Raw genomic sequence first — 23,529 nt, 5'->3', positions numbered from 1 at the left:
CCCGCTTCATCGCCTCGTGCGGTGGAGCGGGGATTTTTTATGCAACTCGTCGCTCCTCCCGCTCTCGATACAGCCGCTCCACAATGATCATGTGGGGCAGCGTCATTACAGCAATAATGATGAAGAGGAGCGCAATCATCTGGTCCGTGGAGCCGAACGCCTGCGTCGCCCAGTATAATCCCCCAAGCCCTACGAACGGAAGAAGAGTAAACAGAGCAGCCTTCCCATAAAACGCCGTGAGTGTGGCCGGCGTACTGTCCTGACGACGAAAGAACCGGAGAAGCTCCAAAATGTGTCCGAAGGAGTGCCAAAGCCCGAAGTACACTGCAAAGGCTGCCAGTGGATGCACGAATCCGAACAGAGCCCCGAGGACCATCACATTGAGGGCTTCTCGGCCCTGCTTCCATGCAGCAACGTTCGCGCCCAGAGAGGCAATCCCCAGCACGACTCCATGCTGAAGGACCAGGGCCACACACACAGCCGTCGGATGCGACGACAATAGGGGCCACGTCGACGGCTGCACGCCCGCGATCGCGTCAAAGATCGGATCTACCTGCATCGGAAATGCGGCAATGGGAAGCCCGATCAAAAACAAGCCCCGAGACACGTACACGAGTCGAGCCCCAAGCGGAGACAAGTCCCAGTAGGCCAGATCGGCCTGTCCAAAGTGGTACATTGTCATTCCGAGAAACACGACCAGCGACCCGACAGGCGCTACTGCCCAGAACGCCCCGTAGAGCGCCATGAGGGCAAGGTAGCCGCCGTAGAACTTGGCCTGGTCCCTCCAGGTGGCACGGAGGGAATAGAGTTCGGTTGCCACAAGATGGTCGATGGCTCCGTGCGGCATGCCAGTAAGAACGACGGCAATGAGGAGAATCCCGATGGCAGCCGTATTGAGAACGGATCCATTCCAAAGTCCGACAACAACCGTGAGCGCCGTGAGGCCAACGACCGGGATGTAGATGCGTGACGAACGAAGCGTGGGAGAGTCGGCCACAGGCATTGCAAGGAAATGAGTTCAGATAAAAACGCCGAAAGGGGGAGGTCCTACCAACACGCGCACCGGCCCTGAGAATTTCGCCGTCAGTCTTCCCGAAGGACGACCATAGCGACCACTTCTCCAGACTCCAGAGGCGTCGGCAGCCTCCTGTTCTCCGGCCGCTCCGTAGTCGTAGCAGAGCATTTTATTATTGATCGCTCCCCCAGTTGCGCAAATCGTGCCCCTAAAATCTACTAAGTCCTCCTCGCTTCCTGGATCTTCGAAAATTATCACCTTCGTTGCATTCCCACCTCTGCTTCCTTACAATACCCTTTCACTTCACGCGACCTACACTTCCATAAACCAAGCGTGGGTCCCCGCGCCACAATTACCATGGAGTTGGACTCCTTTAAGTCCGTATTCATTGCACTCACCATTGCCGGGGCCCTCGTCGTTGGAGCGTTCTTTCTCCAGGCCCAGCGCCCCCATGTGGCGACCGAGCAGCCGAGCGCGGAACTCGTGAAGGCGACGGGGAAGTGCGCTTCGTGCCATCGCCGTGAGACGCCCGCCATCGTAGAAGAATATGAGCGCAGCGAGCACGTTCAAGAAGGGACGAATTGTCTCGACTGTCACCAGCCGCAAGACGGACAAGAGTCTTTTGAGCATAGGGGGTTTACACTGGCCACATCGCTCACGGCGAAAAACTGCAGTCAGTGCCATGCCGAGGAAAATCGACAATTCCTGCGCAGTCGGCATGCCGCCCCCGCCTGGGCCGCAGTACAGGGCTCAACGGATTTCACGCAGGAGCAAATTGCGTTTGCGGAGCAGTATCACGAGGGGGCGGTGGCCCGCCCGGCCAATCGATTGGCCCAACTGGAGGGAGAGGCGGCTCGGGAGGTGGGATGCCAGGGCTGTCACGACATCGGCAAGCCGAACCCGGATGGGTCCATCGGGTCTTGCACGCAGTGTCACGGCCGCCACGAAGCCTCCGTGGAGCTCGCCCGCGAACCCCGTACGTGCGGCCAATGCCACATGGGTCCCGATCACGCTCAGATCGAGATCTTCGAGGAGTCGAAGCACGGCGTGCTCTTCGAGACGAATGGGGATGAGTACAACATGGACGCCGAGCCGGAAGAGTTGACAGTACGTGACATGCCCTCCCCCACCTGCGCCACCTGCCACATGAGCGGGCAAGGCGGCCTCGCGGTCACCCACAATGTGAGCAAGCGACTTTCCTGGTACCTGTTCGCTCCCGTCTCGGAAAAACGGCCAAACTACGCTGCCAACCAGGCCGCCATGAAGCGGGCCTGCAACAACTGCCATACCGCCGAACACACCAACGAGTACTATGACGACGCCGAGAGTGTCGTGCGGGCCACCAACGAAAAGGTCAACAACTACATGAACATCGTCGACTCCCTGCGGGCCGAAGGGCACCTCACGCCGACGCCGTTCGACGAACCGCTAGAGTTTGAGATCTTTGACTACTGGCACTATTACGGCCGCACGGCAAAGCACGGGGCCTTCATGGGAGGACCCGACTATGTGCAGTGGCATGGAAACTATGAACTGCTGGCCCGCTTCGTACACCTTAAAGAAAAGGCTAAGGAGCTCCGCTCCCATGACCCAAGCGACTGAGACGACGACCGACACGCCTCTCCTCCAAAAATGGGCGGAGTTGTCTCTCAGCCGTCCGTTTCTGCTGGAGGTGTTCGTGCTCTCAAACCTGTTCTTCCTGATTCTGGATGTCTACTTAGCGCATTCCTTCAACGACTTTGCCCACTGGGCCGAATGGATCCCGGTGTACTTCTCCATCGGCGGGACGGCCGTGCTCGGCTTCGCGATCTGGCAGGAATATCAGCGCCGAACGGGGCAGGCCCGCTGGATTGGCCTCGCCGTCGGATGGGCGTCCATTCTGGTGGGGCTGGCCGGACTTGTGTGGCACCTTGAGGGCTGGTTTTTCGAATCCGTCACCCTCAAAAGCCTCGTCTACTCTGCTCCATTCGTGGCCCCGCTCGCATTTGCCGGGCTCGGCTGCCTGCTCCTCCTCAACCGAATGGAAGACCCGGACTCTCCGGTATGGGGGCAGTGGGTCTCCTTCCTTGCCCTGGGCGGCTTCATTGGGAATTTTGCCCTCTCTCTCATCGATCATGCGCAGAACGCCTTTTTCTACTGGACAGAGTGGATTCCAGTTGTGGTGAGCGCGCTGGCGGTCGGCCTCTTCGGGGCAATTATCCTCCGGCCGCCCACCCGGCTCGTGATTCTCGTTGGGTACGGTGTGCTGCTCCTTCAGGGGGCAACCGGGCTGCTCGGATTCGGTCTGCACGTGGCTCCGCTCTTCCATGAGGGGGCGCTGGAAAGGGGACTCTGGGATGCTCTGCGCTTCGGGGCGCCGGTCTTTGCTCCCCTCCTCTTCGTGGACCTGGCCCTTCTCGGGGCGCTGGGGCTGTGGGACCTCCACGCCAAGCTCGCCGACATCTCCAACTGAAGGGACAAGACGCCCTGGAACGTGATGCGTGATACGTGATTGACAGTGAATCCGTCCTCCCTCACGCATCACCCCTTCCCTCAGCATGTCCACCCTGGTGTCTTCCATCGCCGACGGCCTGCGCCGAGCCGGGTTCGTGTTCCTCATCGGTGCCGTCGCTGGACTCGCCGTGTATGTGAGCGGACCTGGGGGGTTTGAATTCAGCTCCTGGTCCCCCGTCGTCCTCGGCAACAGCGTGCTGGTGGGGGTCCTGTACGTGGCTGTTATTGATGCCACCACCCGCATCATACAGATCGTAATGGAGGCCTTCGTGCCCGTGCAGTCGGAGGGAGACATCGTCCTTCACGCCCTTGCCCCCGCCGGGGGGACCCTGCTCATCTTCCTGGGCTTGACCGCCGGTCTTAAGGCCCTTCTCGGCACGGCCTTCCCGACCTCCTGGATCCTGTTGCTTGGAATTGGGACGGGTGCGGCTCTTATCGTGGGGGGGAGTACGGGGGTCCAGGCATTACAAGCCTACTACCGACGCGACCGACAGGACCATGCGGAAGGCTGGGAGGCCCGAATGCGTCGCCTGCGGACCCAGTGCTGCCCCCCGGTTCTCTTCGAGACTCTGGACCTGGCACAGACCCTTCTGGACCAGAAGCCAGAGGCGGCCCGGCCCCTTCTCCATCAACTACAGTCCCTGCTCACCTATCGTCGACAAGCCGCTGGGGACGAGTTGGTGCCCCTGTCCGACGAGATTGAAGCCGCGCTCTGGTACGTTGAGCTTGTACAAATGCAGTCCGGTGATGACCTGGAGGTCGGCTTCGACGTGCCCGACTCGTTGCTCTCAGTCCCGGTGCCCCGGCTTACACTGATTCCGCTTCTGGAGAATGCCGTCGAGCACGGCGCCGGAAAGCTCAACGAGCCCTGCACCATCACGATCACGGGTCGGCACGACGACGATCGGCTCTGCCTCGCCGTACTTGACACCGGTCCCGGCTTCGACACCACAGACCCCGACACTGTGCTCCGCCGCGGCTCTGGCATTGCCGACCTCTACGCTCGCCTCCGGAGTCACTTCGGCAACAAGGCCGAACTGTCGCTCCTGCCCCAGGGGGTGCTCTGGTGTGCCCCCATTACGGATTCCGCCACAGCCTCTTCCCCCACGGGCGCCCCCGCCTCCCGCACTACTCCCTCCGCCCCATCCGACTAGCCTTCACCATGCCTGCCGATTCCTCTCCTCACGTCGTCCTCGGGGCCACCGGGGGCGCCGGTCGCGCCGTTGTTCAAGAACTCGTGGACCGCAACCAGCCGGTCCGGGCCGTCAGCCGAAGCGAAACGCCCGGCCTTCCGGATGCCGTTGAGGTGGTGTCGGCAGATTGTACCGATGCCGTCGCTGCCCGGGCCGCCTGCAAAGACGCCGCGGCCATCTACCACTGCATGAACGTCCCGTACTCCCAGTGGGCCGACCTCTTGCCCGTCCTCACCGAAAATAGCATTGCTGCTGCCGCCTACGCTGACGCCCCCCTCATCGTTGCGGACAATCTCTACATGTACGGCCCAACGGACGGGCCAATGACGGAAGACACTCCCCGGACGCCTACGGGCCCGAAGGGGACACTCCGCGCTGAAATGGAAGAAACGTTCATGGAGGCGCATGAGACGGGACGGGCCCGGGTCGCCATTGGACGGGCATCTGACTTTTACGGGCCGCACGCACATTCGTCTACCCGTGAGCTTGTCTTTGAGGCCGCCCTGGACGACTCGACAGCGGCCTGGCTCGGCTCGCTCGATGCCCCTCACACTCTGTCGTACCTTCCGGATTTCGCATGGGGCCTTGTCACTCTGGGCATGAATGAGAAGGCCTTGGGAGAGATCTGGCATCTGCCCAGCAACGATCCCATCACGGGACGACACTTCATCGAGATGGTGTACCATCAGGCCGGGCGCGATCCGTCGATGCGGGCCTACGGCTACTGGGCACTGACCCTGGCCGGACTGTTCGACGCGCAGGTGTGGGAAGCCCGCGAGGTGCTCTACCAGTTTGACGCCCCCTTCGTGATGGACACGAGCAAGTTTGAAGATGCCTTTGGCCAAAATGTAACGCCGTATGAGACGGCCGTCCGCAAGACCCTGGACTGGCACTGGGCACAGCGGATGTAATTCGTTTCCCGCCCCTTCTCGCCCTCCTTCCCCTGCCCCCTCCTGCTTATGATTACGCTCTACCGTCGCCCCGATTCCGCCCCGGCCGACGCGATTCAGGAGGCACTCGACGAGATGGTGATTGCCTACGAAACCGAGGTGGTTGCCCCCGACGCGGCACTGCCCGCCGACGTGCCCTCCCTTCCCGCCCTTCGGGACGACGAGCAGGTCGTGACGGACCCGGAGGCCCTGAACGATCACATCGAGAAATTGCAGAAATTGATGCGGGACTGGAATCGATTCCAGTCTGACGCCTGCTACATCGAGGAGGACGGGTCCATTTGCTAGCCGCTGCGCTCGGATGAACGCGCTTCCTTTTCGCAATTCCTGAGCCTGCGGTCCGCTATTCTCATTGTTTCTTCGACGTAACGGACTGATCCTCTTCTCGATGGTCGGGTTAAAGTATCCCGCTGTTTCCTAGGCTTTCCGGGCCACCATGCCGAGTTGGTCCTTCGCATTTTGCCGATCCGGATGGGGGCAAGTACTTGTATTGCTCCTGGTCTGTGCCATCGGGGCGCAGGGCCTCCCGATCCATACCCTCGTACACCATTTCCAGCCTGCGCAGGCCCACCACGAGTGCTCCCATCCTGCAGGCTACTGTCCCATGAATCCGGACGGGCCATGCCAGTGCAGTCATAGCTCCTCGGACACGCCTGACGAGCCCACCCTCCAGTCTTGCCCCTCGGTCCCCTCGACGGCCCTCCTTACGGCCACGTCCCCGAAGTGGAGACCGCCGTCCCCGGAAGTACTTCCGGGGCCTCGTCCTCGACCGATCGTCCACCGCTCCACCTCCGTCACGCGATCATCGCAGCGGACGGGCGACGATGTCTTTCATCCTCCACGACCTCAGGCCCCCGACCGGCCTGATCCGATCCTGCAGGCCTCTTCTTTTGCCTGAATAGGATCCCGTGTCCCGTCAGGATCCGGGCATGGGACTGACTGATTCGTGGAGGACTCTCTTATGAGACCCATTCGTACCCTCTGTACCCTCACTGTACTTTTCATCCTTTCTGTTGTCGGAAGCGCCCCGGTGTTCGCCCAATCGACCGGTGCCGTGAGCGGGCGTACGATCAACGCGGAGACGGGCCGCCCCTTGCCCAGTGTGAATGTACTGGTGAAAGGAACCGCTAACGACATCCGGCGCGGGACGAGTACCGGACCTGAAGGTCGCTTCGTCGTGGAGGATCTCCCGCCCGGCCAATACACGATACAGGCCCGCTTCGTCGGCTATGCCCCCCTCTCACGCGACCTCCGCGTGGTCGCGGGCGAAACAGTCCGCCTTGAACTCTCGCTCTCATCACGGACCGTCGGCCTCGAAGCGGTGGAGGTCACAGCCGAACGTCGGGCCCGCGAAGCCGCCGAAAAGGTCCGAAAAGCCGGCATTCAGGAAGCGAGTCCCCGTGATGCCGGAGAACTGATGCGCACCCTCCCCGGGACCGATGCCGTCCGGCGCGGGCCCATCGGCCTCGATCCCGTCGTACGGGGTCTGCGCGCAACACAAGTCGGCGTCTACGTCGACGGCATGCGCACCTTTCCCGCCGGCCCGGCCCGCATGGACTCGCCGCTGAGTCACACCGGCCCCTCGACCATGCAGAGCATCGAGGTAGCGAAAGGACCGTACGCGCTCACCTGGGGCGGCGGTCAACTCAGTGCCATTCGGGTCGAGACGAACGACCTCTTCCGCGTACCACGGGACGAGCCGGTGAGTGGGCAGGTTAAAAGTGGCTATGACACAAATTTCGGCTCCTACGACGTCACCGGCACCGCGAATGGGCGACGCGGTTCGTTCGCGTACCGCATCGATGGCGCCTATCGTGAAGGGAATGACTACGACGCCGGAGACGGAACGTCGGTCCCGGCGGACTTCTTGAACCGCGAGCTCCGCGCCAAGGTCGGCTACAAGATCGACGATAACCAGCGCCTCACGGCCGGGGGCGGGTATCAGCAACAGGACGACGTGAACTACCCGGGCCGGCTGCTGAACGCGACGGTCTTCAAGAGCGGACGGGCACGGCTTGGGTACGAATATGCCTCGGGCCAGGGCCTCGTGCGCTCCGTCACCGCGAAGGCGTACGGCTACCAAACCCTCCACACGATGAATAATGAGGGCAAGGTCACCTACGCCTCTGAGGATTTTCCCGGCCCCCCGTTGCGCGTCTCGGTCCATTCCGACATCACAACGGTCGGGGGACGATTCGCGACGGAAATGGCGCCCGCTTCGGACCTCCGCCTCACGGTTGGGGTCGACGGCTACCGGGCCTACCGCGACGCAGAGCGGCCCTTCCAGGTCGTCATGAACGGGACGCCGATGACGCCCCCCTTCTACGAGAGCAACCAAATCTGGCCGGGCGTCTCCATCGCCGACGCGGGCATCTTTGCCCAGGCCACACGCCTGTTCGGGAGTGTCGAAGCCACCGGCACGGTGCGCACCGACGCCGTTTGGACCGGAGCCGATGAGTCTCAGGTCACGGACGTGTACCTCGACATCGCCGCCCCGGGCGACGGGTCGCTCGACGTGAACGCCCTCAACCAGCAGGAGCTCAACGTGAGCGGGGCGCTGATGCTCTCGGTGCCCCTCTCGCCCGCGTGGTCCCTCTCGGTGGGCGGGGGCACGGCCGTACGAACGGCCAGTGCACTGGAGCGCTTTGCCGACCGCTTTCCCTCGAACAAGGCGCAGACGAGCGCCGAGTTCATCGGCAACCCGCGCCTGGATCCGGAGCGCTCTTGGCAAACCGACTTTGAACTGGAGGCGCGCTATGATCGTGTCGCCGTCAAAGTCAGCGGCTTTGCCCGCCGCATCTCCAACTACATCACGCTCCGAAACGCGCCGGACGTGGAACCGATGCTCCCTCTTCCAATCTTTGCGGAGGGCCCGTTCCGCTACGCAAACGGCACCGCACACTTTTACGGCGGCGAAACTACGGCGTCGGTCGCGGTGCTCCCATCGCTCACGGCCCGCGTACGGGGGAGCTACCTCTGGGGGAAAAACCTGGAAACGAATCAGCCCGCCTTGGGCCTCTCTCCGCTGCACGGCGACCTGCGGCTTCGCTGGGAGCCGCCCCGGGGACGCTACTACATCGAAAGCACGCTGAACGCCGCCGTGGAGCAAGATCGAGTGGCGACAGTGCTTGGCGAAACGCCGACGGAGGGCTACGTCACGTGGAACCTCAGCGCCGGGGTAGAGCTGGGATACGGTGTGTCGCTCGACGGCGGCGTGTGCAATCTCACGGACACAAACTACGTGAACCACCTCAACGCAAAAAATCCGTACGTCGGGACGCCCATTCCGGAGCCCGGCCGCGTATTCACGACGGACCTGACCGTTCGGTTCTAATTTCTCCTGCGAGAATGCCCAGACGTACGGACTGCCGCCCTCCCCCCGAAGGCGGCGTTCCGTACGTCTCCTGGGATGGTTTTCGACCCTGGACGCCCGACGATTCCGGTTCAGAAGCCCGGAGCACGCACACTCTGACGGAAGCGGTCGGCTCTAATTTTTCGTTCCCGGCATTTCCCCCCTCCCACGATGATGAAGACACTACGCCCCCTTCTGGGGATCGGCCTCATCCTAGCGATGGGGACGTTCGCCTACACGATGATTTTCGACAATCAAACCTACGACGTACAGGGGCGCGTCGCCGGATTCAAGAACGACACGACGCTCTTCGTCGAGCACGAGCGAATTCCCGGCTACATGCCCCCGATGACGATGCCGTTGCCTGTGCGGGATGCTGGCCTGCTGAATGGCCTCGACATGGGAGACGCCATTCAATTTCGGCTGAGGGTCTCTGAAGAACGGGCCGAAATTGTAGAATTGTGGGCGATTGCGGACAGTCTGGTAGCGCAAGACCCCGCCCAAAACAGCTCGATGCAGGCCCCAACGCGCGGCCCTACGGCCTCGACCGTCAGTGAGGGCGACCGCGTACCGGCCGACCTCACCCTGATGAGTCAGGCGGGCGACTCATTGCGGATTGGGGACTGTCGCGGCGACATACTGGTGCTCACGTTCATCTACACGCGGTGCCCCATTCCAAACTACTGCCCTCGCATGTCGAAGCATTTCGCGACCCTCCAGCCGAAGCTCCGAGCGGAATACGGCGAGAGAGTGCAGTTGCTGTCCATCAGCTTCGACCCGGCACACGACACCCCGGCCGTGCTCCAGGACTATGCCTCTCGCTACACGGACCGGCTCGATACCTGGACGTTTGCGACGGGCGATTCGTCGCAGGTGCGCCGGGCGACGAGCCTCTTCGGGGTGTACACCTCGCAGGGTGACGGGGAAATCACCCATAATCTGGTGACAGCCGTGGTCGGCTCCGACGGGACGGTCGAGCGCCTGTTTCGCGGCAACGAGTGGACCCCGACGGACGTGATGCAGGCGGTGGCAGCTGCTGAATAGTAAGCTATCCCCGCTGCCAGACGTGTATGGCTGTACAGGGTCATTCCTGCTACAGAATGGCAGTCTCTCTATATTTCCCCGTCACTCTATCGCAGGAGTATATCACATTCCATCGTCTCAGAAGCAGGCCGGAGAGATCCAAATGTCCACGAACGCCTTTATACCCCAATGACAATGGACACTTAGAAGCTCGTTTCCTTTCATACGCCGTGAGTCTGGCGGGACGCAACGACTGCGGAACAGCCCTTGACACCCACTTCACGTTTTCTATCTTTAAAGTCCCTCCCTCCACAATAGGCACCTGCGGAACGGAAGCGCTTCCGTCAATCTCTGTGCATTTCTCCTCTCCAGCCCCGGACTGTCATGACTGTCTCTTCCCCTACCGACCTCCGCAACGTCGCCCTCGTCGGGCATCAGGGCAGCGGCAAGACGGCCCTGGCCGAGGCTATGCTCTACACCAGCGGCGAAATTGGACGGCCCGGCTCCGTGAACGAAGGCACCACGCAGAGCGACTACCACCCCAGCGAGAAAGATCGGCAGATGTCGATTTTCACCTCGCTGCTGCACGCCGAGTGGCACGGCGACAAGATCAACATCCTCGACACGCCGGGCTATCCGGACTTTGCAAGTGAAGTGATCGCTGCGATGAAGGTTGCGGATACGGCCCTCTACGTGATGGATGCGCGCTCGGGCGTGGAGGTGGGCACCGAGATGGCGTGGACGTACGGCGAGCAGGAGGAGACCCCCTCCCTCTTCGTCGTTAACCACATCGACCAGCAGGCCTCGGACTTCCGCACCATCGTCGACGAAATTGAGGACCGCTTCGGGCGCGGCGCCACGGTCGTTCAGATTCCGGCGGGGGAGGGCACGCGTTCCCTCATCGACGTGCTGCGGATGCAGCAGCTCTACTACCCGGAGAACAGCTCGGAGCCGGAGGTGCAGCCGATTGACGAGGCCTTTGCTGAGGAAGCCAACGAGCTCCACGAGACGCTCGTCGAAGACATCGCCGCCAACGACGAGGCCCTTATGGAGACGTATTTTGAGCAGGGCAAGTTGACGGAGGCGCAGATGCGCGATGGATTGCGGGCCGCCATGCTGGAGCGGGAATTGTTTCCGGTGTTCGTGACGAGCGCGACGGAGGTGATTGGCGTCTCGCGCCTCATGAGCTTCATCGACAATGTGTGCCCCTCTCCTGCCGATCGTCCGGTCCAGACGGAAAACGGCGATACGCTCATAGCCGACGCCGACGACGAGACGGTCGGATTCGTGTACCGTACGATGGCCCAGGAGCACGTGGGCGAGTACTCCTACGTCCGAGCATACGACGGCACGCTCGAATCGGGATCGGACCTGGAAAACGCCGAGACCGGCGCCACCGAACGCATCGGGCAGATCTACGTGCTCAACGGCGAAGATCGGCAGAACGTGCCCCGCCTCGTGGCCGGCGACCTCGGCGCCCTCGTGAAACTGGATGATACCAATACGAACGATACCCTCCGGGAATCGGGCTCAGACGTGGTCATTCCTCCCATTCAGTTCCCGCGTCCCCGTTACACGATGGCCGTGGAGGCTACGGAAACCGGGAAGGAAGACAAACTCGCACAGGGCCTCCACCAGATTACCGCGGAGGACCCGTCGCTCGTCTACGACCACGACCCCATCCTCAACCAGCTCACACTGAGCGGCCAGGGAGAACTCCACCTCCAGATTGCAAAGTCGCGCCTGCAGCGCCGGGCGGGGGTAGAGGTTACATTCAGCACGCCGCGCGTCTCGTACCGCGAAGCCATCAAAAACCGAGCGACGGCGGACTACCGGCACAAGAAGCAGTCGGGCGGCGCCGGCGAGTTTGCGGACATCTCGATGCTGGTGGAGCCGCTAGACGGCGATTTTCATCCCCCCGACTTCGTCGACGTCCGAGACGAGGAAACAGTGGAGACCGAATGGGGCGCCGAGATTCATTTCGTCAACGCGATCGTCGGCGGTGTCATCGACATGAACAAGTTCTTCTCCTCCATCCAAAAGGGTGTCCTCGACGCAATGCAGGAAGGTCCCGTCGCCGGGTTTCCCGTCGGCGACATTCGCGTGTGCATCTACGACGGCGGCATGCACCCGGTGGACTCGAACGAGGCGGCGTTTAAGCGGGCGGCGTACGAGTGCTTTCGCAACGCCTTCCACGACGCGTCGCCGGTCCTGATGGAGCCGATCCGGGAGGTTACGGTCACGACGCCGGACGACTACACGGGCGACGTGATTAGTGACCTCAACACGCGACGCGGGCGCATCCAGGGCATCAACACACAGGGACCGCTGCAACAGATCAAGGCAGAGGTCCCCGAGGCGGAGCTCCATAAATACTCAACGGCCCTCCGCTCGGTCACCCACGGCCGCGGCCTCCATATGACTCGGTTCAGCCACTACGACGTCATGCCGGACAACGTGCAGGAAGAGGTGGTCAATGACGCTACGGCGGAAGCGGCAGCGTGAACTGTCGTGGGCAGTTCACTTCATTCGTGGGGGGGCCCGGAGGGCCTCGCCTTTCTGCGTACCTCGAACGGGTGTGAGCAGGAGAGCGGCAACAGTGTGACGTTGTTCGCCAGAGGGTTTTTCCCCGAAATCGGAGACGGAGGAGTACGGGCACGCCTGTGCTGATGTCCTGACGTTCCCCTCAATAGCTAAAGTCTACTTCCGGACCCGGTATTACCCCTCCGCCACCCGCACGATGCGGCGCACCAGCGTCATCAGATCGCCCCGCACGCGCTGCCCAACATCCAGCACATCGTCGTGATCGAGTTCGCCGGCCGCCAGTCCCGCCGCCGGGTTGGTGATTGTCGAGAGGCCCACGACCTGCATGCCCAGCATCTGCGCCTGCAAGACCTCGGGGACTGTGCTCATGCCCACCGCATCGGCCCCCATTCGGTCCAGCGCCCGAATCTCCGCCGGGGTCTCGTAGTTTGGCCCCAGCATCCAGGCGTAGACGCCGCGCCGCACGTCGACCCCCAAATCCAACGCCGCCCGTTCGGCCCGGTCGGTCCAGGCCGCGTCGTAGTAGTCTCCCTCAAGCTCCTCAGCGTCAGCATTCGCCCGATGCCAGGGTGCAACGCCGGCCCCCACCCCTGGACTCGCAAACGCCACGTTGAGGTGGCCGGTGATCAACATCAGGGTGCCCGGCTGGAACGTCCGATTAATGCCTCCGGCCGAGTTGGTCACGACCATCTGCTCCGCCCCAAGGGCGTGGACGAGACGAACCGGCATCGTCAGCGTCTGGACCGGATACCCCTCGTACAAATGCACGCGCCCCTGCACAAAGACCACCGACGTGTCCTCCAGCATTCCAAAGATGAGGCGCCCTTCGTGCCCCTCTACGGTTGACGCTGGATACCCGGGAATGTCTCCCCCATTGACGACCGTCGTATTGCTCGCAGCCTCCGCCAGCCCCCCCAATCCCGATCCCAAGATCAGGGCCATCTCCGGCGCACGGGCAACACGCTCTCGCAGCATGTCCACGGCCATTGAAAGATCCTGGTCGTACGCCTCTGGGCTCGACTTCGTATACATGAGTGTGGATGAACTGTGTAGAGGATGAGAGGGAAGGACGCCAATGACGTGTGCGCTATGAACTGCGCAGGATTCGGTAGTTGCGCAGGCTCCACAGGAGCTGCTCCACCACCACCCGGACCGTCGTGGTCAGCGGAATGGCGACAAGCATTCCGATAATGCCCCCCAGCTGAGCGCCGATCAGGACCACGAAGAGAATGACGAGTGGGTGCGCCTTGGCGGCACGCGAAAAAATCAGGGGCTGGAGCAATACGTTGTCCGCCAATTGCGTGAGGGCCATGGCAAGGGCCACCCACGGCACGAGGATCAAATTGCCGGTTTGGGCAATGCCAACGAGCGTCCCACAGAGAAAGCCCAAGAAGGGACCGAAGTATGGGATTGTATTGGCGAGCCCGGTGAAGATGCCAATCGCGATCGCATTCTGAAGCCCGACAATCCACAAGAGGATAGAGGAGATAATTGCTATGGACGTGCACTGTACCAACAGAGCCCAGAAGTACCGTCCGATATTGCTCTCGACCTTGTCCAGAATGGCAAGCGTCACCTCCAGGTACTGATTCGGAACCAGGCGCATCAGACTTCGGCGAATCTGGAGGCCATCCTTCAGCAAAAAGAACGTGACGAAGGGAATGATGACGACGGCATAGACGATGTTGGTGAAGACCGCAACGACCGACCCAACCGTCTCGGCCATCTGGTCGCCCTTCACCAGATCGCCTTGCACGAGGGCTTGGGCCATCCGTTCGACGTTTCGTACGAGCACCCCCTGCTCAATGGGAGCTACCTGGCGCGCCCGATTCTCGAGGTAGGTAGCCACGTCCTTGGCCAAATCGATACTGATGAGCTGACTGAGCTCTCGCACCTGCTCTCCCACGAAGGGGACGATGGAAGTGAGTACAAACCCCATGCCCCCCAATCCCAACACAAAGGTGACGAGAATGGCAGGCACTCGACCGAGCCCTAGGCGCTGCTGCCAATCGACGAGGGGCCGAAGCAAGTAGGCTAGCACACCGCCCACCACGAGGTACAGCACCAACCCAGCGAAGTACCAGAGCAGTCCCCCCGCGAGGGCCACGCCCGTGGCCCCTAACACAAAGCGCACGACTCGATCAACGGTATAGACCGACGATCCCGTTTCGGCAGCGGACGGTACGCCCCCGCCCGTCCCGATGCGCTGATAAAGCGCAGGGCCGGCAGATTCGCCCTGTGCGTTAGAGGAAGAGTCGTCTCGCGAGCCGTCCTGCCGGTCGTGTTTCGTCGACGGCGCCGAAGGAGTCGCATCGTCTGGCATACAGCGCGGCGGTTGCGGTGAAAATCGAACGACCCGATTACGACAACGGAGCCTCCCGCTCCAACTCGTCAATCAGCGGGGAGATGGTGCTCGACGTAAAGCCTCGCCGACGAAGGTACCGGTACAGCTTCTGCTTGCGCCGCCGCGGGTCGTCCTCGTCCGCCAGGCGCGCCCAACGCTTCTCTGCGTGCTCTCGGGCAACCGAGAGCAGGTCCTTGTCGGCAAAAAGATCGTGCACTGCATCATCGGCAATGTGCCGGTCAATGCCCCGTTCCACGAGTTCACGTCGGATGCGGTCCGGGCCGTACTTCTTACTGGCAAATCGATTTCGCACATAGTCTTCGGCGTAGGACGCATCGTCGAGATAATCCAGCTCGTACAGACGGTCCACCACGTCCTCAATCACCATCTCCGGCACCTCGTCGCGGCGAAGCGTCCGGCGCACCTCCGTCTCGGTCCGTGGCTTGTGCGCAAGGTAATCGAGCGCTCGTTGTTTGGCCTGAACGTACTGCTCATCGTGCTCCACCTTTTGCTGCTCCTCCGGGGTAAGGGTCTGCCCCACCCGAAGGCCATGCTTCACTACGACGTCTTGATGCACACCAAACGCAAACTCCCCGTCCACAAAGACGGAGGCACGATTGTCATTGGTCTTCTGAGCCTCGATGGCCGTGATGGTCCCGGCTACAACGTCATCATCCATGATGAAACGAAAGGTCCTGAAGAGACATCATTCGTGTTGTACGACACCTCCGCCCGCTGGATTCCCTCTTCCGAGCGCCTCCTACAGCCCCAATCGACTTGCCCTGTACTGGAAGGAATTGCCCGTTTAAAACGCCTACGGAGCTTGATCCGGCTCCCAGCACCGCCGTCTATCGTCCCGGGCGAGCGTGTCGGCAACACTTCGGGAGAGAGAATCCACCGACACTGCCAGGGCCACGCCCAGCCCCCCGTCTACGTTTGAGATGGGCTCCCGACGATCCGGATCCGTTCGTGTTTGGGCAAAGGAGGCAAAAGCAGTGTCGCCTCGTGTGACGGACGTGGTCAACAGGTGACGCGGGAGCGGGGCCGTGCTACTATCGACAGGGACGGCATACACCCCTTTCCACTGCCGAGCCCCGTCGGCCTGCGGGTACCTTAGCTCCTGTTGAATCTCGGCCGGTTCCAGAAAAAACTCAACCACCTCCGATGAGAACGAAGACGCATCCGGCCGGAGCTGTGCCCGCACCCAGGTCGACGAATCGATCTCTTGAGGCACAGGCCTCGCTTGCCATCGCACCGCCACGTCGATGGGATAGATGTAGCCCTGATCAGCAGGGATATCGAGAGAGTCGCGACGGAGAGAATCGACCTGAATGGCCTCTGCGGGCTGGGCCGGCACGTCGATACACACCTCGTCGATCGAAATGGCCATCGGGGTGCGTCCGGAGGCACGAGCGGTTTCTCCGCTCCACTCGGCCCTCAGGCTCCACGCCGCCTGCGGCGGCACGACGGTGTCGCGGGTCGGTTGGTATCGGCCGGGCTGCCCGCCCGCCTCCTCATAGGGAATCTCCGTTCCTCCCAGCGTAACCACCACCTGCCCCTCCGACGCGGCATCCTGCAGATGAGCATCGCCCTGTTGCAGGGGCGCGGTTCGTCGAAGGATGACGGGAGGGGCCGGGGCGCCGGTATCCAAAAATGCTTCCACGACCAGGGATTGTTCATCCACGGGCGTGGGCCCCCAGTCACACCTCACGAGTCCCAACAGAAGTCCCGCGCCCAGAATGATCTTCAGAAATACACGCATAGGAACAGACCAGACAACATGATCCACGGGACAAAACAGAGGAGGCGTTAAATTCGCATCTCCACCTCCAGCAATGGCAAAAACGGAAGTCCCCGCTGCGACTGCACATTCACCCCCGTGGGCGTAGGTTCGTAGGAGCGGCTGAGTTCGTTTTCTCGACTCGTCACATTGAAGAGGGTGAGCGTAGCCGTCCAGTCGGCAGAGAGAAACTGAAACGAGTATCCGAGGGTTAGATCGACGCGAAAGTAGGGAGACAGCCGGTCATTGTTGAGACGGGGACGATAGAGATACGTGACTGGATCACGTTCTACGGGATCCCCCACTTGATAGCGGGCCACCGGCGCGGAAATAGGGTAGCCGCTCCGCCACTCCGTCGCGAGGGTCGCATTCCAGGACGCGTCGGCCCATCCCAGCGCCCCCCGAAGGGAGAAGGGAATGTCGAGGTCCGACGGCCGCCAGCGAAGGCCCGACTGAACGCGTCCCGGCGCCCGCACCATCGTGCGCCCAGTTCCGAGGCCGAGCCGGGCGGTCCATCTTCCTCGTCCGTATACGGCACTCAGTTCCGTCCCGACCGCCCGTTCTTCTCCCTGAGTATACTGGCCGAGCAAGGCCCCGACATTGATGCCCGGCCCCTCAATCTCATCTTTTTCTTGAAAGACATCCGACGGCACAAGCACGTCGCTCGTGCTTCGGATGTACGAATCAAGCTCAACAGACAACCCGGACCAGGGATGCGTCCGGGCCTCAAACCCAAACTGGAGGCCCGTTGAGGGCTGGACGCGGGCACTGGACGGCACCCATCGACTCGATACCAAATCGTAGGCAAGAGAGTGGCGATCGCGAAGGCGGTGTAGATACTGCACATGCATGCCCGCACTTCCCCGAAGCACAAGCCAAGTGGGGTGCACCACGTACTGTGCACTCATGCGCGGCGCGACCCGCACGTGTTGCCCGCCACTGAAGTAGCTAGCCCGAATGCCGGGCTGCACGCTCCACTCGGGCGTCGGGCTCCACACGTCCTGGAGATACCCACTGATCTGCACTGCGCCCAACTCACTCTCTTGCTGACGGCGACGCGCGATGGTTGCCGACCGCAAGAGCTCGCTATCGAGAGTGCTCTCAAACTGAAGGGTCGACAGCTTTATCCCCCCTGACACCTCGTGGCTCACTGAGTGATGATAGTTGAGGTCGACCTTGAGCCCGGCATCGTGGAGTTGAACCGAATAATCGGACGCGAGAGACGCTGTTGTGGTCGGTTGTACGTACGAGGCCTCCTGGGCCCGATAGCCCGAGTAGTAGGCCGTACTCCGCACAAAAAAATCCTCACTCAGAAGGTGTTGGTGCTGGGCACTCAAGACGCGATTCTCCCAGTTCTGTTCTACTTCGAAAAAGAGATCCGTGGGACGAAGCCAAGAATCAACGTCTAGCGAGAGATCAAAGGGGAGGCGCAGGTCCAGATCGTCCCGCCCGTGGTAGTAACTCAGGGTAAGACGGTGCTTTTCGTTGAATCGGTGAGCAATCTTTGCACTTGTGTCGTAGAAGTAGTACCCAGTGCGAAGGGTGTCACGACGCCCACTCTCGTCGGTTACCGGATGCGTTCGTCCGATGAGTTTGTCGATGTAGGAGCGCCGCCCCGAAAACATAAACGAGGTGCTTTCGGACAGAGGGGCCTCGATCCGAAAGCGACCACTCAGCACCCCAAATCCAGCGGTGGCGGACGGCTTTTGTCGGCTCCCGTCCTTCATCTGGGCGTCGAGAACGGAGGACAGCCGACCGCCGTATTCCACCGGAAACGCCCCCCGGTACAGATTGGTGTTCTTGAGGGTGCCGGTTTGAAACGTAGAGATGAGGCTGAAGGCGTGCCACGGATGGTAAACCGGGGCTCCATCGAGCAGATAAAGGTTCTGGTCCGGATCGGCCCCCCGCACGCTGAGTCCGCCGTTCACGGCGCCTGTCTTCCGAATGCCGGGCGTCCACTGCAACGCCCGGAACAGGTCCGGTTCGGTAAACGAGGGCAGCCGATCGAGTCGACCGAGATCGACGGACGTCATGCCGGGAACCCGGGAGACATCCTCTGCGCTCGTCGATCCGGCTTGGACAAGCACTTCATCGGACTCGATGGGGGCCGGAGCGAGAGCAATGCGAGCCGGGGACCGTCCCGCTGTGAGGGTCGTATCGAGGGTTTCGAACCCAAGATACGAGATGCGAACGTTGTACGCGCCGGAGGGAAGAGCGGACAGAACAAAGTAGCCATCCCGATTCGTCGTGGTCCCAGCCTGCAGATCCGTGAGATACACGTGAGCCCCAGGCAGCCGTTCGCCCGTCTCCTCATCCACGACGTAGCCGGAAAGAGCAACGCGGCCCCGTACCTCTCTCTTCGGCGCCTTCACGAGCACGTACTGACGCCGCCGCACCCGCTGGGCCTCTAGTCCCGTTCCCTCCAAGACGCACTGGAGGGCCTGCTTCCGACCCGTTCCTGAGTAGGTGCAGGTCGACGTGCGGCTTGCCACAAGTCGCTCTGCATACACGAGATCAAGCCCGGTCTGGGCACGCACAGTACTGAGGGCCTCTCGCAGCGGGACCTCATCCATCTCCAGGCGAAATTGAGGTTGCGCCTGCACCCCCGTTCCTCCCCACATCCCGCCCAGCACCGCGAGGGCAATGATGTAAGCGGCCACACGATGCACGACAAAAGCCTCGGATGATCCGGGAATGAAACCAGAGCCGCTTCAACTCACGACAGGCTTCATCTGTTCGGAGGGTGGGGGAAGAGTTACGAAGGATTGACCTCCCCTTCTTTTCCCCCACGGCACCCATCCGTCCTGGCGAGAACGCCAATCGCCTTCCGCTGAAAACGGGCGGATCGGCATTACGAAGTCGGCACCAGTTGGTAGTGCCCGTCGTCGTCTTGCTGCACGCTCGCCCCCAATGTGGCCGCGAGGGCACGAAGCACCTGCTGCACGGGCTGCTCGCGTTCAAAGGTACCGGTGACCGGTTCGCTGGCCAGGTCCTTCGAAACGGAGATGGGCACGTCGTAGCGTTGACTGAGCCGTTGGGCAACGGTCTCCATCGGCACCGACCGGAAGACAAAGAGCCCGGTCCACTCCAGCGCAGTCGTCAAATCCACGGAGGAGGGCGAGGCGGGCGCTTCTCCTATCGCGACCCAACTCTTCTGTCCCGGTTGTAGAACAACGGATTCTCCACTCGACGCTGCGGCTCCGACCCGAACCGAGCCCTCGGCGAGGACCACTTCCGTCGTGTCGGCCGCGGTGGTGACGCCAAACTGCGTACCGAGCACCGTCGCCGTCGCCGTAGGGGTGTTCACTACGAACGAGGTCGTCGTTTGCTGCACGTCGAAGAAGGCCCGTCCGCGGTCGAGGGTAACACGCCGCGTCGTCTGAGACGGCTGGGCGGGGTGGTGCAGCGTGGCGGGCCCGACTAGACGCACTGTGGATCCATCCTCCAAAGCCACGGTGCGCACCGTTCCGTCGGCCACCGTCACCGTATTCATCGCCTCTTCTGGTTCCTGCGGCCAGAAGAAGACCGCCATCACGGCAAGGGCAACGACGGTGGCCGCGCCCGCGAGGCGACGTGCCCACCGCTGAACGGATGTCCCCTGCTGCGACTGAGGCGGGCGAGGCGCGCGCTCATTCCGCTGTGGTGCTCGACCGTCCTGCGCCCCTCCGCCTGACGCCGCCTCTCCTTCAACCAGATCGTCCGCGTGGGTCTCCCAGAGTTCGTTGAAGTCGGTGCGTTCCTCTCGGATGCGTTCGACGACCCGTTCGAGCGCAGGAATGATGTCGATGGCCCGGGCAATATCGTCCCGAGCCTCAGCAAGGGCCTCCTGCTCCGACGGGGTGAGCACCTCTTCATCGCCCTCCTGCTCCAGCACATAGAGCACGAGGAGCCGACGATCAGAGAGCTGGTCCCGAAGCCGCTCCCGGACGCGACGGCGCGCAGCCCGCCAGTGGGCCCAGGCCTCCGCAAGAGCGGGCTCCTCCTCAAACCGCTCACGGAGCACGGTGCGCTCATCTTCCGTGGGGTTGCCAAAAAGAAGAGTATCGAAAATGTCCTCCATGAGTCTCCAGCCAGTCCATCCGTAGGTCGATGTCCCCGGCAACGGAGGAGAGCCTGGGAAAAGAGGTCTCCTCCAGAATTGTGCACGGGGGTCGTGTGCTTATGTAGGCGCTTTGCCTAGCGGAAAAGTAACGGGAAACGGGACATTCATACAAATGTTACAATTCGGACTGTAACACATTCCTCGTTTTCAAAAGCCAAACCAAAGAAGCGTTAACAATACCCCCAGGGCATCGCGCATCGTCTCGAAGGCCCGCTTTACCTGCATCTTTACAGCCGCCTCCGTGGTGTCGAGCATTTGAGCAATTTCTCGGTAGAGGTACCCGTACTCCCGGAGTTCCATGATCCGTCGAGCTTTCGGGGTCAAGGCCTCCAAGGCTTTCTCCACGTCCACGTGGGCACTCCGATCCTCCGGCTCTGTCGTACGCTTTGAGGGCAATTCCGGGTCATACAGCGTTTCTTTCATGTCGTACCGCCCCCGATAGTAGTCTTGCAATTCAAAGAGCGCCGCCTTCATGGCAAACGACTTCAGACTACCGGGCTTTTCGAGGTCCTCTAGTCCCTTGTGCAGCCGCATGAGCGTGTTCTGCACGAGGTCATCCACGTCGGGTTCTTTCCCAATCCGCTTGATGAAGTACCCCCGCAACACGGGCTCGAGGCGCCGGAGTAGGTCGTTCCATGCCTGCTCGTCCCCATCCTGGGCACGGCGGACTTGGGCGGGATCAAAAGAAGGATCAGCCATAGAGGAAAGCCCCGACAGCAAATGACGTGATTCTCGGATGCCAGGATTAACCTCTCCCCAATTTAATCCTGTGACTAGATGCGAACCGACCGCTGTTCGTTCCGTACAAGAGGGGCGTGTTTATCATTCCTTCGTGGGTGCCCCCATTAACCACGGATACGGTTGCAGTCCCGGTCTCTGAGGGAGTTCACCGGGGGCGTACTTTACCACGTAACCGGCGGCAGCAGAGCCGGCCCTTCCGGCGTTTGTGTCGGGCCTCCTGCCACCCGAACGTTGTTCCACTCAACCTCCGACTATACGACTATGAGCCTGTACGACCTGCACAATGCAAAGTTGAATGAAATGGAAGGCGAAGGCTTTGCCTATTCCCAAAAGACCGTATACGGCAAATCCTACAAGGGCGTGTTCTTCGGCGAAAATGGAGACGCCATCGAGCAGTTGGCCGATGAGGACGAGGATGCGACGTTCGAAGGCATTCTCTACGACCGAAGCCGGGAGCGCGAAAAAAGCTTTTCGGTTGAGGTCACCGACGTCATTAGTACGCCTTCCGGCGAACGAGCCGACTTTGTAGCAACGGAAAAGCCCTAGCGTGGAACTCCCTCTTTTCGTCGGAAATGGAGGCCGGTCCGTTCTCGGGCCGGCCTCTTTTTGTTTTCTGCACAGCCGCAGCCTTTATTGCCGCCCCGAGATCGTCTCCAATCCCTGAATCCTGTGAGGGAAGGTATCAGTTCGCAATTACCCAAAGGCCCGAACGTCGGCTGTCGACGATCGCGTTCACGGGTATCAGAGTAGTTGCACGAGGAGACAAGTCGAGGGGTGGGACATCCACTAGGCATGCCCGTTCTGTGCACACGGCCCCCTGGCCCCCGGCGCTGCTTCTTCCCCCACCACCGCTGGGCGAAAGCCTGCCTGCTTGATCATGCGATAGTCTTCAGACTCCTCCTGCCCAGGGGTCGTAAGGTACCCATCCGTAAACATGGAGTTGGCGGGGTAGAGCGCCAACGGCTGCATCTGCTGCAGAATTTCTTCCCGCCCCCCCGCAATGCGAACGTCAGCCTCGGGGTGCACAAAACGAAAGAGAGCCAGCGTCTTCAATGCCTCTGGCGGCGAGAGCGGCTCCACTGCTTCCAGCGGAGTGCCGGGCCGCGGATTCAGCAAATTGATGGGCACCGACTCCACACCGATGTCACGGAGCGCCAGTGCTAGGTCCACTCGATCCTCCACCGCCTCCCGCATGCCCACAATGCCCCCGCAACAAGCCTCCATGCCCGCCCTCTTCGCCCGTTGCACGGTCGCCACGCGGTCCGCCCAATCGTGTGTCTGTACGATCTCGGAGAAGTGGTTCTCCGACGTTTCCAGGTTGTGGTTGTAGCGATCAACCCCAGCCTCGGCCAACCGCTCGGCCTGTCCCTCCTTCAGCAACCCGAGCGAGGCGCAGACGTCCATCGACCATCGGTCCTTGATCCGACGTGCTGCCTCACACACCGTGTCGACCTCATCGTGAGTGGGCCCGCGAGTGGCAGTGACAATGCAATACGTAACAGCGCCCATCTCATGGGCCTCCGCCGCTCCCGCCACCAGCTCGTCGACACTCTGCATGCCGTATTGCGGCACCTCACTCTCGAAGTGAAGCGACTGGCTGCAGAAGGCACAATCCTCAGCGCAGACCCCGCTTTTGGCATTCTGAAGGACGTGCACGCGCACCTCTCGTCCGTGATACGCCCGACGCACCCGAAAGGCCGCGTGCAAGAGGGCCAGCAGTTCGTCGTCGGGCGCCGCGGCCACCTCCAGGGCCTCATCACGAGTCAAGGGAGACCCATCCAAAACAGTATCGGCGAGAGCAGTCCAGTCCGTCGGCATTCGTACGGAAGGTCGTGAAGAAGAATCATGCGCACTGCCAAGATAGAACTCAGGTTTGCCAGACCCAAGTCTAGGATATGTGAACTCGCTCCGTCCTCACTCGACGGTCGGCTTCGCGGGTCGCCCACGTCCTTTTCATACCAACTCCGGAAGCTCTATTCCGGTAAGAAACAG

18 protein-coding genes are annotated in these 23,529 nt (G+C 61.6%); 9 read left to right on the top strand and 9 right to left on the bottom strand.

What is annotated here, in order from left to right:
• Nucleotides 1-37: 37 nt before the first annotated feature.
• Entirely contained in the window at nt 38-997 is a 960-nt protein-coding gene (locus tag BSZ35_RS16605) for a Brp/Blh family beta-carotene 15,15'-dioxygenase (protein ID WP_105013899.1), read from the bottom strand.
• A gap of 375 nt (nt 998-1,372) precedes the next feature.
• Between BSZ35_RS16605 and BSZ35_RS16600 the strand changes: the two genes are divergently transcribed.
• From BSZ35_RS16600 to BSZ35_RS16565, 8 genes are all read left to right on the top strand, one after another.
• Nucleotides 1,373-2,617 (top strand): multiheme c-type cytochrome, encoded by a 1,245-nt coding sequence (locus BSZ35_RS16600; RefSeq protein ID WP_105013488.1) that lies wholly within the window; start codon nt 1,373-1,375, stop codon nt 2,615-2,617.
• Nucleotides 2,601-3,467 (top strand): hypothetical protein, encoded by an 867-nt coding sequence (locus tag BSZ35_RS16595; protein WP_105013487.1) that lies wholly within the window; start codon nt 2,601-2,603, stop codon nt 3,465-3,467. The genes BSZ35_RS16600 and BSZ35_RS16595 overlap by 17 nt, the downstream gene beginning before the upstream one ends.
• Before the next feature lie 85 nt (nt 3,468-3,552).
• Nucleotides 3,553-4,662 carry a histidine kinase gene (locus tag BSZ35_RS16590; protein ID WP_105013486.1) on the top strand — a complete coding sequence of 370 codons (1,110 nt, stop codon included), beginning with the start codon at nt 3,553-3,555 and terminating at the stop codon, nt 4,660-4,662.
• Between the two features lie 8 nt (nt 4,663-4,670).
• Nucleotides 4,671-5,612, top strand: coding sequence for an NAD-dependent epimerase/dehydratase family protein (locus BSZ35_RS16585; RefSeq protein WP_105013485.1), 942 nt, complete (start codon nt 4,671-4,673; stop codon nt 5,610-5,612).
• A gap of 48 nt (nt 5,613-5,660) precedes the next feature.
• Nucleotides 5,661-5,939, top strand: a complete 279-nt coding sequence (locus tag BSZ35_RS16580; protein ID WP_105013484.1) for a hypothetical protein — start codon at nt 5,661-5,663, stop codon at nt 5,937-5,939.
• Nucleotides 5,940-6,612: 673 nt separating this feature from the next.
• Nucleotides 6,613-8,985 carry a TonB-dependent receptor gene (locus BSZ35_RS16575; RefSeq protein WP_105013483.1) on the top strand — a complete coding sequence of 791 codons (2,373 nt, stop codon included), beginning with the start codon at nt 6,613-6,615 and terminating at the stop codon, nt 8,983-8,985.
• Between the two features lie 189 nt (nt 8,986-9,174).
• Nucleotides 9,175-10,047, top strand: a complete 873-nt coding sequence (locus BSZ35_RS16570) for an SCO family protein (protein WP_105013482.1) — start codon at nt 9,175-9,177, stop codon at nt 10,045-10,047.
• Nucleotides 10,048-10,410: 363 nt separating this feature from the next.
• Nucleotides 10,411-12,531 (top strand): elongation factor G, encoded by a 2,121-nt coding sequence (locus BSZ35_RS16565; protein WP_105013481.1) that lies wholly within the window; start codon nt 10,411-10,413, stop codon nt 12,529-12,531.
• A 213-nt stretch (nt 12,532-12,744) separates the two neighbouring features.
• Here the strand turns inward: BSZ35_RS16565 and BSZ35_RS16560 are convergent, their stop codons facing one another.
• The 7 genes from BSZ35_RS16560 to BSZ35_RS16530 all read right to left on the bottom strand — a co-directional run bounded on the left by BSZ35_RS16560 (nt 12,745) and on the right by BSZ35_RS16530 (nt 21,495).
• Nucleotides 12,745-13,602 (bottom strand): purine-nucleoside phosphorylase, encoded by an 858-nt coding sequence (locus BSZ35_RS16560; protein ID WP_181149386.1) that lies wholly within the window; start codon nt 13,600-13,602, stop codon nt 12,745-12,747.
• Between the two features lie 55 nt (nt 13,603-13,657).
• Nucleotides 13,658-14,893, bottom strand: a complete 1,236-nt coding sequence (locus BSZ35_RS16555) for an AI-2E family transporter (protein ID WP_105013480.1) — start codon at nt 14,891-14,893, stop codon at nt 13,658-13,660.
• 37 nt (nt 14,894-14,930) lie between these two features.
• Nucleotides 14,931-15,593 carry a RecX family transcriptional regulator gene (locus tag BSZ35_RS16550; RefSeq protein WP_105013479.1) on the bottom strand — a complete coding sequence of 221 codons (663 nt, stop codon included), beginning with the start codon at nt 15,591-15,593 and terminating at the stop codon, nt 14,931-14,933.
• Nucleotides 15,594-15,728: 135 nt separating this feature from the next.
• Nucleotides 15,729-16,676 (bottom strand): hypothetical protein, encoded by a 948-nt coding sequence (locus BSZ35_RS16545; protein WP_105013478.1) that lies wholly within the window; start codon nt 16,674-16,676, stop codon nt 15,729-15,731.
• A gap of 47 nt (nt 16,677-16,723) precedes the next feature.
• Nucleotides 16,724-19,354, bottom strand: a complete 2,631-nt coding sequence (locus tag BSZ35_RS16540) for a TonB-dependent receptor (protein ID WP_258096755.1) — start codon at nt 19,352-19,354, stop codon at nt 16,724-16,726.
• Between the two features lie 191 nt (nt 19,355-19,545).
• Nucleotides 19,546-20,754 (bottom strand): FecR domain-containing protein, encoded by a 1,209-nt coding sequence (locus BSZ35_RS16535; protein ID WP_105013477.1) that lies wholly within the window; start codon nt 20,752-20,754, stop codon nt 19,546-19,548.
• A gap of 189 nt (nt 20,755-20,943) precedes the next feature.
• Nucleotides 20,944-21,495 (bottom strand): sigma-70 family RNA polymerase sigma factor, encoded by a 552-nt coding sequence (locus BSZ35_RS16530; protein WP_105013476.1) that lies wholly within the window; start codon nt 21,493-21,495, stop codon nt 20,944-20,946.
• 303 nt (nt 21,496-21,798) lie between these two features.
• Between BSZ35_RS16530 and BSZ35_RS16525 the strand changes: the two genes are divergently transcribed.
• Complete coding sequence (locus tag BSZ35_RS16525) at nt 21,799-22,083, top strand: hypothetical protein (protein ID WP_105013475.1); 285 nt, start codon at nt 21,799-21,801, stop codon at nt 22,081-22,083.
• A gap of 240 nt (nt 22,084-22,323) precedes the next feature.
• Here BSZ35_RS16525 and bioB read toward each other — a convergent pair whose 3' ends face one another.
• Nucleotides 22,324-23,355: a biotin synthase BioB gene (bioB, locus tag BSZ35_RS16520; RefSeq protein ID WP_105013474.1), complete on the bottom strand. Its 1,032-nt coding sequence runs from the start codon at nt 23,353-23,355 to the stop codon at nt 22,324-22,326.
• Nucleotides 23,356-23,529 lie beyond the last annotated feature (174 nt).

It is taken from the genome of Salinibacter sp. 10B, from assembly GCF_002954405.1.
Lineage (GTDB): Bacteria > Bacteroidota > Rhodothermia > Rhodothermales > Salinibacteraceae > Salinibacter.
This window is presented reverse-complemented; position numbering and strand designations above follow the sequence as displayed.